This window comes from Sphaerimonospora cavernae, from assembly GCF_042435035.1.
GTDB classification, from domain to species: domain Bacteria; phylum Actinomycetota; class Actinomycetes; order Streptosporangiales; family Streptosporangiaceae; genus Sphaerimonospora; species Sphaerimonospora cavernae.
In genome coordinates this window covers 209,945-223,288 of sequence record NZ_JBHMQT010000033.1, presented here as the reverse complement: position 1 = coordinate 223,288, position 13,344 = coordinate 209,945, and the positions used below count along the sequence as shown (strand labels likewise).

The window sequence follows — 13,344 nt, the reverse complement described above, 5'->3', positions numbered from 1 at the left end:
GGTCGAGCACGACCCGGCCGACACCGCCCACGGCACCGGGAGCATCTGGACCGGCACCGCCGGCAATGTGACCTCCGGGGCCGATGCGACCGTCACCATCCCCGCCGGAACACTCAGCGACGGCTGGAAGATCCGCTGGCGTGCCCGCGCAGTCAAGGGCGCCCTCCGCTCGGACTGGACGTCCTGGCAGACGGTCACCGTCACCGTCCCCGACTTCTACACCACCACCTACGCCTACGACCGCAACGGCCGGATGGTCAAGCAGGTCGACGCGAACGGCAACGTCCGCACGTTCACCTACGACCTGCTCGGCCGCCGCACCGGCGGCCACGACCCCGACGCGGGCGACTCCCAGCAGGCCTACGACGACGCCGGGCACCTGCTGTGGGCGACCGATGGCAAGGGACAGAAGGTCTCCTACACCTACGACGACCTCGGCCGGAAGATCGCTACGTGGTCCGGGGAACCCGGCTCCGGGACCAAGCTCGCTGAATGGACCTACGACACGGCCACCAAGGGCAAGGGGCTGCTGGCCTCCGCCACCCGCTACACCGGCGGCAACGCCTACACAGACGCGATCACCAGCTACGACAGCATGAGCCGCCGCACCGGCTCCACCCTGACCGTCCCCTCCTCCGAGGGATTGCTGGCCGGGACGTATGCCTTCGCCACCGGCTACACCCTCACCGGGCAGGTCGCTACGTACACCATGCCCGCCGCCGGCGGCCTCCCAGCCGAGGTGGTCACCTCCACCTACGCCGACCTCGACCTCGACCTCCCCCACGCGATGACTTCCGATGTCGGCGGTGGGTTCACCTACGTGAACGCCACCGCCTACTCACCCACCGGACGGCTGACCGAACGGACCTACGGCGCGGGCGGGAAGATCAAACGCGCGTTGGAGTGGGACGAGTCGACCGGATGGCTCAGGGGGGTCACCACCTCGACCAAGGCCGACACCCTCAACCCGGTGATCACCCAGGACGACCGCTACACCTACGACATCTCCGGTGAGATCACCCGCATCCTGGACGCCGTCACCGCCACCGGCACCAGCCCCGGCCAATCCGAGTGCTTCACCTACGACGGGCTGCACCGGCTGTCCCAGGCCTGGACCACCACCGCCAGCGCCTGCGGGACGGGAACCGGCTCGGCCGACAACCAGGGCATCGACCCCTACGCCCAGTCCTTCGCCTACGACGGTGTCGGCAACATCACCGGCCTGACCGATGGCGGGCAGACCGCCGCCTATACCTACCCCCAGGCCGGTGCATCGGCTGTGCGGCCTAACGCGGTCGCCTCTATCACCCGCCCCACTGGCACGGATCCTTACTCCTATGACGGCTCCGGTCAGCTCATCTCCCGCGAAGTAGGAGGTATGAGCAGCGTCTTCACCTGGAATGAACTCGGTGAATTGGAGAAGGCAACCGTCGACGGCCAGGACACCACCATGGTCTACGGCGCCGACGGCGAACGCCTCATCCGGCGCGACCCGAACGGAAAGACCACCCTGTATCTGGGCTTGATGGAGATCGAGGTCAAGGGACAGACCATTACCGGCAAGCGCTACTACATCACCTCCGACGGTGCCACCGTGGCCATGAGGATCGGCGGGGACGGTGTTACCTGGCTCATGGCCGGTCTGCACGGCTCCACCCAGATTGCCGTCGATGACAATACTGGGCAGGTTTTTCGCCAACGTTACCTGCCCTTCGGTCGGCGTCGGGGCGCGGATAGCCTGCCATTTACAGATCACGGGTTTTTAGGTAAAACCGAAGACAAATCAACAGGCTTGGATTATCTCTCAGCCCGCTACTATGATCCGGACATCGGTAAGTTCGCATCCACCGATCCGGTCCTTGACCTTCGCTTGCCTCAATGGGCGAATCCCTACAGCTATGCCGGTGATAACCCCGTGGGCCTTTCTGATCCCACTGGCTTGACAATATGTACGAAAGAAAATTATCCCTCTGCAGACGATCGGAATCGATGTCGAGATCGTGAGACTGCCAAAATCCGGCATGCAAGCTGTGTGCAGGCACGTGGCGAGAAGCAGTGTTCCGAGGGCTCCAGTGAGCGTGATCGCTGTAAGGGAATTCATAAGGCATCCTGCAGCAAGGGGGGAGGGGCAGCCTATCGTCCTGGTAAGCAAAGGCCGCCAACTCTTTCTGCAGCCGAAAAGGAAGCGCTTAAGGCGCACGACGAGGGTAAGTCAAACTATGATAAAAAAGCATACAAGCGAGCTCTGCAGAAGCAAAAGCAAGGTGGTAAATATGAGAATAACCGAAATAGCGCTAAAAGAGATAACAATAAAAGGAATAATGGAAAAAAGAAAAAAGGAAAAATTAGAGAAAATGGCAATAAGGGAGAAGAGGGGAAGGGTAATAAATCTCACAGTGATGAGGTAGAGGATGATGGCGTGTCAGAATCGTCCGAGTCCTCGACTGCAGGTGATTTGTTCGGTACGGTTCTTGGAGGACTGGTCGCGGGGATAGCAATCGGAGCCGCATTCGTGGGAGGTGCTCTCACGGGAGGTGCTATGGCTTAACGATGCGAGGCATCGAACAAGTGGATCATCTAGAAAGGAAGAGATGGCAGCGAGTCCTGGTCGACTGGAGATCATGAATGCCCGCGTTCATAAATTCTTCGTCGCTGTTTCATTTGATCGACAGAACCTTGCTTCGGTCGCCGGTAACGAGTTGTTCTTTCGGCGTTGTTCATTCATTGAGAGCGACCTGCGGTTGGCCACTCTTGACGGGTGCTCGTTTATTCGTTGCGACTTCCAAGGGGCCAATCTTAGAGGAGCTTCTCTTCGCCATGCCAGTTTCGCCGGATGCTCCTTTCGGGATGCTGATTTGCGGGATACTGATCTGACCGGAGTTCAAATCACCTTCGCGGGCAGTCGCAACGATCCGAACCGCAGGGTGAGCAGCCTCCTGGGAGCGATGCTCGACAGGGCTGTCCTGGCCGAAGCCGAGATCGAAGCGGAGGCATGGCCGATGCCATAATCGGTCAGGATTAGATCATGATGGTTCGACTGGTGTCCTGATGTAGTGAGTATGAAACGGCCGACTCCGGTTTTGTCGGTAGCACTTGTGTTGCTCGATGGATGGAATCCGGAGCCCTGTCCCGGCTGAGTGACGGTCAACATGCATCGATACCTGCTCCTCGGACAGGCTGCCGGAGAGGAGGCTCAGCTCAGGGCCCGTGGTCAGCTGAGGGCCAGGGCGGTGCGGATGAGGTGGATGTGGCTGAAGGCCTGGGGGAAGTTGCCGAGTTGGCGTTCGGCGCCGGGGTCGTATTCCTCGGCGAGCAGGCCGACGTCGTTGCGCAGTTCCAGCAGGCGTTCGAACAGCTCGACGGCCTCGTCCTTGCGGCCGATCATGGCTCGGGCCTGGGCGAGCCAGAAGCTGCAGGCCAGGAAGGCGCCCTCGCCGCCGGGCAGGCCGTCCACGGCGTTGTCCTCGGCGACGGGGTAGCGCAGCACGAATCCGTCGACCAGCAGTTCCCGTTCGATGGCCTCGATAGTGCCCACCACGCGGGGGTCGTCGGGCGGCAGGAACCCGACGATCGGGATCAGCAGCAGTGACGCGTCCAGCTCGTGTGAGCCGTACGACTGGGTGAAGGTGTTGCGGGCTGGGTCGTAGCCCTTGTCGCAGACCTCGGCGTGGATGCGGTCGCGGATGGCCCGCCAGCGTTCGACCGGTCCTTCGCGGCCGAGTTCCTCCACGGAGCGCACCATCCGGTCGAAGGCCACCCAGACCAGGACCTTGGAGTGGACGAAGTGCCGCCGGGGTCCGCGGACCTCCCACAGGCCCTCGTCGGGCTGGTCCCAGTTGTGTTCCAGGTAGCGCATCAGTTTGCCGATCAACGCCCAGGTGTGGCTGTCGGCCGCGAGGCCCTCCCGGCGCGCCTCGTACAACGCGTTGACGACCTCGCCGTAGATGTCGAGTTGGAGTTGGCCGGCCGCGCCGTTGCCGAGCCGCACCGGGCGGGCGCCCTCATAGCCCGACAGCCAGTCGAGCGTGAGCTCCGGCAGCCGCCGCTCGCCGGCCACGCCGTACAGCACCTGGATGTCCTCGGGCCGGCCCGCGATGGCGCGCAGCAGCCAGGTGCGCCAGGCGCCGGCCTCCTCGACATAGCCCGAGCCGGTCAGCGCGTCGAGCGTCATCGCGGCGTCGCGCAGCCAGCAGTAGCGGTAGTCCCAGTTGCGCACACCGCCGAGGTGCTCGGGCAGCGAGGTCGTCGGCGCGGCGACGATCCCGCCGGTCGGGCTGTAGGTGAGCGCCTTGAGTGTGATCAGCGAGCGGACCACCGCCTCCCGCCAGCGGCCCTGATGTGCGCATCGGGAGACCCACTCCTCCCACAGCCGCCGGGTCTCGACGAACTCCTCGATCGGGTCGATCACCTCGGGTTGCGGCTGATGGGAGGGGTGCCAGGTGAAGACGAACGGCAGCCGCTGCCCGGCCGACACGGTGAACTCGGCGGTGTGCCGGAAGCCGCCGCCCTTCAACGGCACGGGGGAGTGGATCCACACCGAGTCGGGGCCGCCGATCGCGTGCAGGTGGCCGTCGATGCGGCGGACCCACGGCACGATGCGGCCGTAGTCGAACCGGATGCGGATCTCCGTGGTCATGTCCACGGTCCCGGACAGGCCCTCGACGATGCGCACCATGTCCGGGTTGGCGTGCCGGGGCGGCATGAAGTCGATCACCCGGGCGGCCCCGGTCTCGGTCTCCCACACTGTCTCCAGGATCAGCGTGTCCTCCAGATAGGCACGCCGTACGGCACGCTCCCGGCCGGCCGCCGCGAGGCGCCAGAAGCCGTTGGACTCGTCGCCGAGCAGCCGGGTGAAGCACGACGGGGAGTCGAACCTGGGCAGGCACAGCCAGTCGACCGAGCCGTCGACGCCGACGAGCGCCGCCGACTGCATGTCACCGATCAGGGCGTAGTCCTCGATCCGCATGCCGCCACGCTACTACCCGGCCTCCCGCCGGCGCGCCGGCCACAGTTTCATGAAGACCTGGGTGAGCGGGCCGATGGCGGCGGCGAAGACGAGCGTGCCCACGCCCACCGTGCCGCCGAGCAGCCATCCGGCGGCGAGCACGGTGATCTCCACGATCGTACGGCTCAGCCGGATCGAAAGACCGAGCCGGTTGAGGCCGGTCATCAGCCCGTCGCGCGGTCCCGGCCCGAAACCGGCGTTGATGTACAGCGCGGTGGCGGAGGCGATGGCCACGACGCCGCCGATCAGGAAGGCCCACTGGATCGGCCACGCCGACGGCGCGGGCACCAGCCACATGAAGAGGTCGGCGCAGGTGCCGACCAGCAGCACGTTGCTGATCGTGCCGAGGCCGGGCCGCTCCCGCAGGGGGATCCAGAGAAGCAGCACCAGCGCGCCGACCAGGGTGATGCACAGCCCGATCGACCATCCCGTGCGCACGGACAGGCCCTGGTGAAAGGCGTCCCACGGGGCGAGACCGAGATCGGCCCGCACGAGCAGCCCGATGCCGGAGCCGTACAGGGCGAGCCCCGCGTAGAGACGGACGAGCCTGACCGGAAGCGATCCCAGACGGGGGAGGGAGAGTTCACTCATAGCGGGCTTCATTTTCCAGGCCAGTGGCTTGAGATTAAAGAGCCAATTCGACAAAATGGCCTGATGGATCGGTACGTCACAAACCGATATGTCACCGAGACCCAGCTCGCGCGGCTGGTCCGGGTGCCCGCGGACGCCCGGCCGTACTACCGGGCGCTGGCGGAAGCCGTACGGAACCTGATCCTGGACGGGCGGCTGCCCGTGCGCGTACGCGTCCCGCCGGAGCGGCGGCTCGCCGACGCACTGGGGGTGAGCCGCACCACGGTCACCACCGCCTACGACCGGCTCCGCGAGCAGGGCTACCTGGAGAGCCGCCAGGGGGCGGGCAGCTGGACCGCCCTGCCCGACGCCGGCTCGCTCGGCACGGACAATCTGTGGATCGCCCCCGACGACGACGGCCTGCTGCCGCTGCACGTCGCCGCGCCGCCGGCGACGGCCCTGCTGGGCGAGGCGGTCGCCGAGGCGGGCCGCACCTACCACCGGTACGCGCTGGGGATGGGCTACGACCCGCTCGGTGTGGCCGCGCTGCGCGAGGCCGTCGCGCGGCGCTACCGGGAGCGGGGGCTGCCCACCCGGCCCGACCAGATCATGATCACCGCGGGGGCCCAGCACGCCACGCACCTGCTGCTGACCATGCTGGCCGGGCCCGGTGACCCGGTGCTGCTGGAGTCGCCGACCTACCCCCACGCCATCGAGGCGGTACGGCTGCGCGGCGCCCGCCTGGTGCCGGTGGGGATCCCGGAGGACGGCCGGCACGTCGACCTGATGATCTCCGCGATGCGGCAGTCGGCGGCCCGGCTCGGCTACCTCATCCCGGACTTCCAGAACCCCACCGGCCACCTGATGTCCGGCGAGGACCGCGCCGCGCTGGTGGCGGCCGCGCGGCGGCAGGGCGCCACGCTGCTCGCGGACGAGAGCTGGGCGGAGCTGGCCCTGGAAGAAGGGGAGGGGGCGCCGCCCCTGGCGGCCTTCGACACCGACGACCGGGTGATCAGCGTCGGGTCCGGTTCCAAACTGTGGTGGGGCGGCCTGCGCGTCGGCTGGATCCGCGCCGCCCCGGGGCTGCTGCGCCGCCTGGCCGTGCTGCGCTCGGTGGTCGACATCGCGGGCCCGGTCTTCGAGCAGCTCGTGGCCGCGCGGCTGTTCGACCGGATAGGGGAGGCCCGCGCCGAGCGCCGCCGCACGCTCGGCGCTTCGCTGTCGGCCCTGGTCGCGGCGCTGAATGCGGAGCTGCCCGCCTGGACGTTCACGGTCCCGCGCGGCGGCGGTTCGCTGTGGATCAGGCTCGGCGCCCCGGTCGCCGGCGCGGTGGCCGACGCCGCGGCCTCCCGTGGCGTACGGCTCGCGCCCGGCCCGTGGTTCGGCGTGGACGGGACGCTCGAACGGTACCTGCGCCTGCCGTTCACCCAGCCGCCCGACGTCCTGCGGGAGGCGGTGCGGCGCATCGCCAACGGGCAGCCCGGAACCTTCCACCCCCGCGAGCCGCTCATCCACGCCCTGTAAGCGGTGTACGGCTCAGCGCATGAGCGTCCGGAGCCGCCGGGAGAACGCGCCGAGGACCAGACCGGCGGCGATCGCGGCGAGGGCAAGGGTGAGGTAGTAGACCGGCATCGGCACCACGGACGTCATCCGGTAGACCTGGCCGCCGACCGCGTCGCCGAGCGCGACGGCGAGGAACCACACGCCCATCATCTGGTTCTCGAAGGCCCGGGGGGCGAGCTTCTGGGTGATGGACAGCCCGACCGGGCTGAGGAACAGCTCGCCGATGGTCTGGATGAGGTACACCGACAGCAGCCACATGACCGACACCCGGACACCCCCGGTGGCCAGGCTCGACGCGACGGACATCACGACGAAGCTCAGCCCGACCAGGACCAGCGCCACCGCGAACTTGAACGGCTCGCTGATCCGGTCGCCGGCCTTCAGGAAGACGTCGGCGAAGATCGGGGCGAGGACCACGATCGCGATCGAGTTGATGTTCGACACCCAGCCCGGGGGGATGTCGACGCCGAGGATGTTCAGATCGGTGTGGTTCTTGGCGAACAGCAGCAGCGCGCTGCCCGCCTGGTCGTAGATCAACCAGAAGATCGCGGCGGCGAGGAAGAGCCACACGTAGGCGCGCAGCCGGACCCGCTCCTCCGGCGTGATCTCGTGGGTGCCGGTGAACAGGAAGGCGAAGTACGCCACCGGCACGGCGGCCGTCACGATCGCCAGGACGAGCGCGAACCGCGCGACCGTGAATCCGCCCAGCCACACCCACAGCGCCAGGCCCATCGCCACGCTGGCCAGCCCGAGGCCGAACAGCGTCCTGAAGTGCCGCTTCTCCTCCGGGGTGAGCCGGTGGTCGGGCTCCTCGCCGACACCGCCGAGATGGCGGCGGCCCAGCACGTACTGCGCCAGACCGACGGCCATGCCGACGGCCGCCGCCCCGAAGGCCAGGTGCCAGCGGTCGCCCCGCTGCAGCCAGGGCACGATCAGAATGCCGACGAAGGCCCCGATGTTGATGCCCATGTAGAACAGGGTGTAGCCCGAGTCGCGCCGGGCGTCGGCCCCGTCCCGGTAGAGCTCGCCGACCAGGGTCGCGATGTTCGGTTTCAGCAGGCCGCTGCCGAGTGCGATGAGCAGCAGGCCGAGCCAGACGAATCCGCCTCCGATGGGAACGGCCAGGCTCATGTGCCCGCACATGATGGTGACCGCGGCCCACAGGACGGCCCGGCGCGGGCCGAGGAGCCGGTCGGACACCCAGCCGCCGACCAGTGCCAGGAGGTAGACCGAGGCGATGTAGATGCTGTAGATGCTGACCGCGGTCGTCTCCGGGAGCCCCATGCCGCCGCGCACCTCGGGCGCCGAGAGGAAGAGCACCAGGATCGCCCGCATGCCGTAGTAGCTGAAACGCTCCCACATCTCGGTGCCGAACAGCGTCGCCAGGCCCCGAGGATGGCCGAAGAACGTTTTCTCCCGAACGCGCTGCTGGGCCGTCATGCGCTCTCCCCCCGATTGCGCGGTGCCCTGTTCCTACCCGCTCGATCGGGGGCAGGTCCTTGCCCAGCGTACGACTGGCCGGGTTGAGGTTTTGCCTGGTGGGGAGTGTGTCGGGTCCGGGGTGATTGCCGGGGATTGCGTACCGTCCTGGGACATGATGAGACATACGCTGGCGACGTTGGCCCTCGCCGCGGCGACCCTGCCGGGCTCGGCCGGCGCCGCCGCCGCCTCCGCCGACGCGGATCTGGCCATCCGGTCCATCACGGTACGGCCGTCCGACCCCGTGGTCGGGCCGAACGATTCCGTCAAGCTCGTGATCGACGTGGTGGCGCGGGGCGCCGACAAGGTCGACGTCGTGCTCAATCCCACTCCCAAGAAGCCGGGAGAGCCCAAGGAGCCCAAGGAACCCAAGGAACCCAAGGAACCCAAGGAACCCAAGGAACCCAAGGAACCCAAGGAGCCGGAGGAGCCGGAACCCGCAGGAGACGAGGATGGCCCGGCCCCCGATCCGGCTCCCGATTCGGCGCAGGAGCCGGCGGCCCCGGCGCTGGTCTCCGCCCTTCCGCCGGCCACCCGGCTGGTGCCCGGCGGACAGGACCCCGCGCCGGAGTCATCCGACGTGGACGACGTGGACGACGCCGCGACGGGGCACGGGGATGGGTGGGAGGTCTGGCGCTTCCTGCCGCAGAAGGAACTGTCGCGGTGGTATCCCAGCGGCCCGTGGACGGTCACCGCCACCGCCGGGAACGGAGACGGCGACACCGTCACCGCCCAGACCACCTTCTCCCTCAGGCGCGCCACCGAGCTGGAAGGAGTGAAGGTGGCCCGCGACGGAGACGACGTGCGGATCACCGGCACCCTGCTGCGGGTGGACCCGCGGGGCCGGGTCGACTACCGGCCGTACGCCAAGCAGCGAGTGGTGTTCTGCTTCCGCCCCGCCGGATCGGACGACTGGCAGGACCTGGGCGGCGCCGTCACCAGGAGGGACGGCTGGTTCAGCGGCCGGGTGCGCGACGCGGGTGACGGAGAATGGCGCGCGAAATATGCCGGAAACCGACGCTATGCCCAAAATGTCAGTCCCAGCAAAAGCGCATAACTCCCCATGAAACCACTCATATGGTTGCTGGGGGATATCGCGTTATGGATTCGTTACTACCTGTGCCGGATTGACCCGGCAACTTTTCCCTTCCTTTGCGCGTCTCTTACATAGACGCGACCCACTCGGGGGTGCGTTCCTAACGGGGAAGGAAGTGCCGAAATGGTAAAGCGCGTGGCTACCGCGCTGGTGGCGGCCGCTCTGGGCACGGCGACGCTCGCGACGTCTCCCGCGTACGCGGCCCACCCAACGCCCACTCCGTCGAGTCATCACCCGGACTCCGGGGACAAGTCCTACGTGCCGGATCCGAGGATCCTGTCCGTCGACGTCAGCCCCAGCACGGTCGTCGTCGGGCGGCACGGCTCGGTCAAGGTCACCGCCACGGTGCGGACCAAGGACGTACAGAGCGTCTCCATCGAGCTGCGCGGGCCCTCGGGCCGGCACGGAGGAGACCACGGACGCGACTGGTTCGGCAAGAAGGGCGGTGGGAAGCACGACAGGGCGCGATACGACGTCGCCTCGAAGTCCTGGACGCTCACCTCTCGCGACAAGAGCGGCCTGTGGAAGGTCCACGTCGAAGCCGTCGGCGTGGACGGCAAGCGGGTGTCCGCCGACCGCGCCTTCAATGTGAAGCAGGACCGGTGGCGGCCGCAGCCGCCGAAGGGCCCGAAGGCGACCAAGATTGTCGGCTTCACCGCCAAGCCTGATCCGGTGCGCCGCGGCCACAAGCTCACCCTCCAGGGCAAGCTCCAGGTCGCCCAGTGCTACAGCGACTGGTACTACCGGGACTGGAACCGCCCCACCGGCGTCTACGGCGGCAGCAGGTGCCATAACGACCGCGCCTACTGGCACGACTGGAATGGGCTGGGCTACCAGAACATCGGCGTCTACTTCCGGCCCAGCGGTTCGCACAGCTGGAAGCACGTCGACACGCTCAAGACCAACCGCGACGGCGGCTTCTCCACCAGGGTCCGGGCCTCCCAGTCCGGCACCTGGGCGGTGAAGTTCGACGGCAACGGGCAGCTCAAGGGCTCCGAGGCGTCCGACTCCGTCCGGGTCGTCCGCTGGTAGTAGCTGTCGCGGATCCCTCAGGCATCCGCTCCGAACGCCCGGTTACCCCGTGGAGCCGGGCGTTCGGCATGCCAGAGGCGATCGGGGAGGCGCCGTCTGGGCGACCGCGGTAGGCCAAGAAGATCTACGGGACACGACTTACCGCCGGAAATATGGGTAGTCGGGGCCGGGTTTCCGCGTGGGCGACACCAAGTGCTTGGGGGACAGAAGAGTTGATCCGGTTGCTGCTCGCCGAGGACATGCACCTGATCCGCAAGGCCCTGATCACCCTGCTGGACTGTGAGGACGACCTCGAGGTGGTGGCCGAGACCGACACGGGCGAGGACATCGTACGGCTGGCCTGTCTGCGGCGGCCCGACGTCGCGATCCTCGACATCGGGATGCCGGGGAAGGACGGGCTGACCGCGGCCGCCGAACTCCGCCGGCGCCTGCCGAGCTGTCAGACGATCGTCCTGACCGGCCTGGGCACGCCGGTCGCCCTGCGTAAGGCCCTGGACGCGGGCGTGCGCGGCTTCGTGGTGAAGGACGCCCAGCCCGGTCACCTGGTCGACTGCATCCGCCGGGTGGCGGCGGGGGAGCGGGTCATCGACCCCGAGCTCGCCGTCGCCGCGCTCGACGCCGACGCCAACCCGCTCACCAGCCGGGAGCTGGCCGTCCTGGAGACCGCCGCGGTGGGCGCGACCGTCGATGAGATCGCCGAGCGGCTCTGCCTGTCCCGCGGAACGGTCCGCAACTATCTGTCCCGCATCATCGGCAAGATCGGGGCCCGCTCACGCGTCGAGGCGATCCAGATCGCCGCGGAATGCGGCTGGCTGTGGCCCACGAGGGACGTCGGCATCGTCCGGTACCGCGCCCGCCGCTGAACGGCCCGCCGTTGAATGGCCCGTCCAGTGGCCGACCAGGTCGGCGTAGAGCGTCGAGGCGGCCGTCATCTCGTCGTGCGTGCCGGACATCACCCGGGTCCCGTCCATGACGAGCACGCGGTGCGCCCGCAGCGCCGAGGAGATCCGGTGAGCGATCACGATCAGCGTGCCGCCGCGCGCCGCGAACGCCGCCTCCGCCCGGGCCTCGGCGGCGGGATCCAGGTGGCAGGTCGCCTCGTCCAGAACGATCAGGCGTGCCGGGGACAGGTAGGTCCTGGCCAGCGCGACGAGCTGGCGCTCGCCCGCCGACAGCGCCGCCGGGTCGAGGTCCGCGTGCATCCCGCCGCACCGCCGCGCCAGGTCCTCCAGCCCGAACAGCGCGACCGCCTCCGTCACCGCATCCGCTGAGTCGCCGGCACCGGAGGAGGCAGCGGAGTAGGCAGCGGAGACGAGGCCGGGCACGAGATAGGTCAGGTTCTCGGCGAGACTGCCGTGGAAAACGTAGGCCTCCTGCGGGATCAGCGCCCGCGCGGCGGGCACCACGTCCCCGGCCGGGACCCCGCCGATCACGACGTCGCCGTGCCGAGGTCGCAGCAGGCCGGCGATCAGGGCGGCCAGCGTCGACTTGCCGATGCCGCTCGGGCCGACCACGGCCAGATGCTCGCCTTCCGGCACCGTCAGGTCGAGCCCGTCGATGACGGGCTCCGCGGCCGGGCCGTACGAGAACTCGGCGCCGCGCAGTTCCACACGCACGCCGTCCGGCTCGCGATCTCCCACGGTGACCGGCGTTCCGCCGCCGCCGAGGATCCGCTCCAGCGTCACGGCCAGCCGCACGCCGCTGACGCCGAGGCCCTGTACCAGGCCGGACAGCGCCGGCGTCAGCGACTGCGTCAGGTAGGTGACCGTCCCGAGGATGATCCCACCGGTGACGCCGCGCTCCAGCAGCCAGGGCGCGCCCGCGAGCAGGAGGAGGATCGGCAGCCACCCGCCGACGGCGAGCGACAGCGTCCTGGCCGCGGTGATCCGCGCCAGCGCCTCCGCGGCTCGCGCCTGCCGGTCGACCCTCCCGCCGACGGCCTCGGCCACCCGTGCCTCCCCACCGCAGGCCGTGATGTCGCGCAGCCCGCCCGCCATCGCCGCGACGGCCGCCGTGGTCCGCTCGTCGGCCAGGAAGAACTCCCGCTGCCGCCGGGCCATGGCGGGCAGCGAAGCCAGGAAGAGCCCCAGCCCCGCGAGCACCGGGGGCAGCACGAGCGGGAGCACCTCCGGGGCCAGCGTGGCCATCCCCAGAGCCACGCTCACCAGCGTGAACGCGAATGACCGGATCACGGTGATGATCGCGCCGAAGGCGTCCCTGGCCAACTCGACCTGGTGGTTCATCCGGGCCACCACCTCGGTGCCGGGCCCCGCGCGGTCAGTGGTGAGGGCGGCGGTCACGACCCGGGTCAGCAGCTCGTCCCGGAACGGCTCGACGATGGCGGCGATCTCCAGCAGGATCCGCCGCGCGGCCACCGCCGCCACCAGCCACGCGACGGCCAGCACCGCGAGCCAGGCGAGGCCGGTGCCCGGGCGGCCGGCCGCGAAACCGTCGTCCACGGCCCGCGCGACCGCGTGCCCGCCCAGGAACGAGGGCACCGCCTCGGCCAGTGACCACCCCGCCAGGCGGACGATTCCGTACGGCTCGCGCAGCAGTGCTCGGCGCAGCAGGTCCTTCGCGACGTACCTCACGCGGCTCT

The 13,344-nt window shown here is 68.7% G+C and carries 10 protein-coding genes; 6 read left to right on the top strand and 4 right to left on the bottom strand.

Going from position 1 to position 13,344, the window contains the following annotated elements:
* Both ACFHYQ_RS16040 and ACFHYQ_RS16035 read left to right on the top strand, forming a co-directional pair.
* A partial coding sequence (locus ACFHYQ_RS16040) for an RHS repeat domain-containing protein (protein WP_394301946.1) occupies positions 1-2,548 on the top strand: 2,548 nt, incomplete at its 5' end.
* Between the two features lie 73 nt (positions 2,549-2,621).
* Positions 2,622-3,008 carry a pentapeptide repeat-containing protein gene (locus ACFHYQ_RS16035; RefSeq protein ID WP_394301945.1) on the top strand — a complete coding sequence of 129 codons (387 nt, stop codon included), beginning with the start codon at positions 2,622-2,624 and terminating at the stop codon, positions 3,006-3,008.
* Between the two features lie 203 nt (positions 3,009-3,211).
* Here ACFHYQ_RS16035 and ACFHYQ_RS16030 read toward each other — a convergent pair whose 3' ends face one another.
* Positions 3,212-4,966 (bottom strand): glycoside hydrolase family 15 protein, encoded by a 1,755-nt coding sequence (locus ACFHYQ_RS16030; RefSeq protein WP_394301944.1) that lies wholly within the window; start codon positions 4,964-4,966, stop codon positions 3,212-3,214.
* A 12-nt stretch (positions 4,967-4,978) separates the two neighbouring features.
* Positions 4,979-5,596: a membrane protein YczE gene (yczE, locus tag ACFHYQ_RS16025; RefSeq protein WP_394301943.1), complete on the bottom strand. Its 618-nt coding sequence runs from the start codon at positions 5,594-5,596 to the stop codon at positions 4,979-4,981.
* Positions 5,597-5,659: 63 nt separating this feature from the next.
* On the opposite strand from yczE, the gene yczR reads away from it, so the two are divergent.
* A complete protein-coding gene (gene yczR, locus ACFHYQ_RS16020) occupies positions 5,660-7,099 on the top strand; it encodes a MocR-like transcription factor YczR (RefSeq protein WP_394301942.1) in 1,440 nt (479 codons plus the stop codon).
* Between the two features lie 12 nt (positions 7,100-7,111).
* Here yczR and ACFHYQ_RS16015 read toward each other — a convergent pair whose 3' ends face one another.
* Positions 7,112-8,578, bottom strand: a complete 1,467-nt coding sequence (locus ACFHYQ_RS16015; RefSeq protein ID WP_204015704.1) for a peptide MFS transporter — start codon at positions 8,576-8,578, stop codon at positions 7,112-7,114.
* A gap of 154 nt (positions 8,579-8,732) precedes the next feature.
* Here ACFHYQ_RS16015 and ACFHYQ_RS16010 point away from each other — a divergent pair, with 154 nt between their 5' ends.
* The 3 genes from ACFHYQ_RS16010 to ACFHYQ_RS16000 all read left to right on the top strand — a co-directional run bounded on the left by ACFHYQ_RS16010 (position 8,733) and on the right by ACFHYQ_RS16000 (position 11,608).
* A complete protein-coding gene (locus ACFHYQ_RS16010; protein ID WP_394301941.1) occupies positions 8,733-9,674 on the top strand; it encodes a hypothetical protein in 942 nt (313 codons plus the stop codon).
* Positions 9,675-9,848: 174 nt separating this feature from the next.
* A complete protein-coding gene (locus ACFHYQ_RS16005; RefSeq protein WP_394301940.1) occupies positions 9,849-10,745 on the top strand; it encodes a hypothetical protein in 897 nt (298 codons plus the stop codon).
* 212 nt (positions 10,746-10,957) lie between these two features.
* A complete protein-coding gene (locus tag ACFHYQ_RS16000) occupies positions 10,958-11,608 on the top strand; it encodes a response regulator transcription factor (RefSeq protein WP_394301939.1) in 651 nt (216 codons plus the stop codon).
* Here ACFHYQ_RS16000 and ACFHYQ_RS15995 read toward each other — a convergent pair.
* The gene (locus ACFHYQ_RS15995; protein ID WP_394301938.1) at positions 11,516-13,336 is read right to left on the bottom strand and encodes an ATP-binding cassette domain-containing protein; all 1,821 of its coding nucleotides are present in this window, start codon (positions 13,334-13,336) and stop codon (positions 11,516-11,518) included. The genes ACFHYQ_RS16000 and ACFHYQ_RS15995 overlap by 93 nt on opposite strands.
* Between the last annotated feature and the right edge of the window lie 8 nt (positions 13,337-13,344).

Coding starts and splice junctions, on each gene's coding strand:
- ACFHYQ_RS16035 (WP_394301945.1), top strand. CDS start 2,622: ATGAATGCCCGCGTTCATAAATTCTTCGTCGCTGTTTCATTTGATCGA.
- ACFHYQ_RS16030 (WP_394301944.1), bottom strand. CDS start 4,966: ATGCGGATCGAGGACTACGCCCTGATCGGTGACATGCAGTCGGCGGCG.
- yczE (WP_394301943.1), bottom strand. CDS start 5,596: ATGAGTGAACTCTCCCTCCCCCGTCTGGGATCGCTTCCGGTCAGGCTC.
- yczR (WP_394301942.1), top strand. CDS start 5,660: ATGGATCGGTACGTCACAAACCGATATGTCACCGAGACCCAGCTCGCG.
- ACFHYQ_RS16015 (WP_204015704.1), bottom strand. CDS start 8,578: ATGACGGCCCAGCAGCGCGTTCGGGAGAAAACGTTCTTCGGCCATCCT.
- ACFHYQ_RS16010 (WP_394301941.1), top strand. CDS start 8,733: ATGATGAGACATACGCTGGCGACGTTGGCCCTCGCCGCGGCGACCCTG.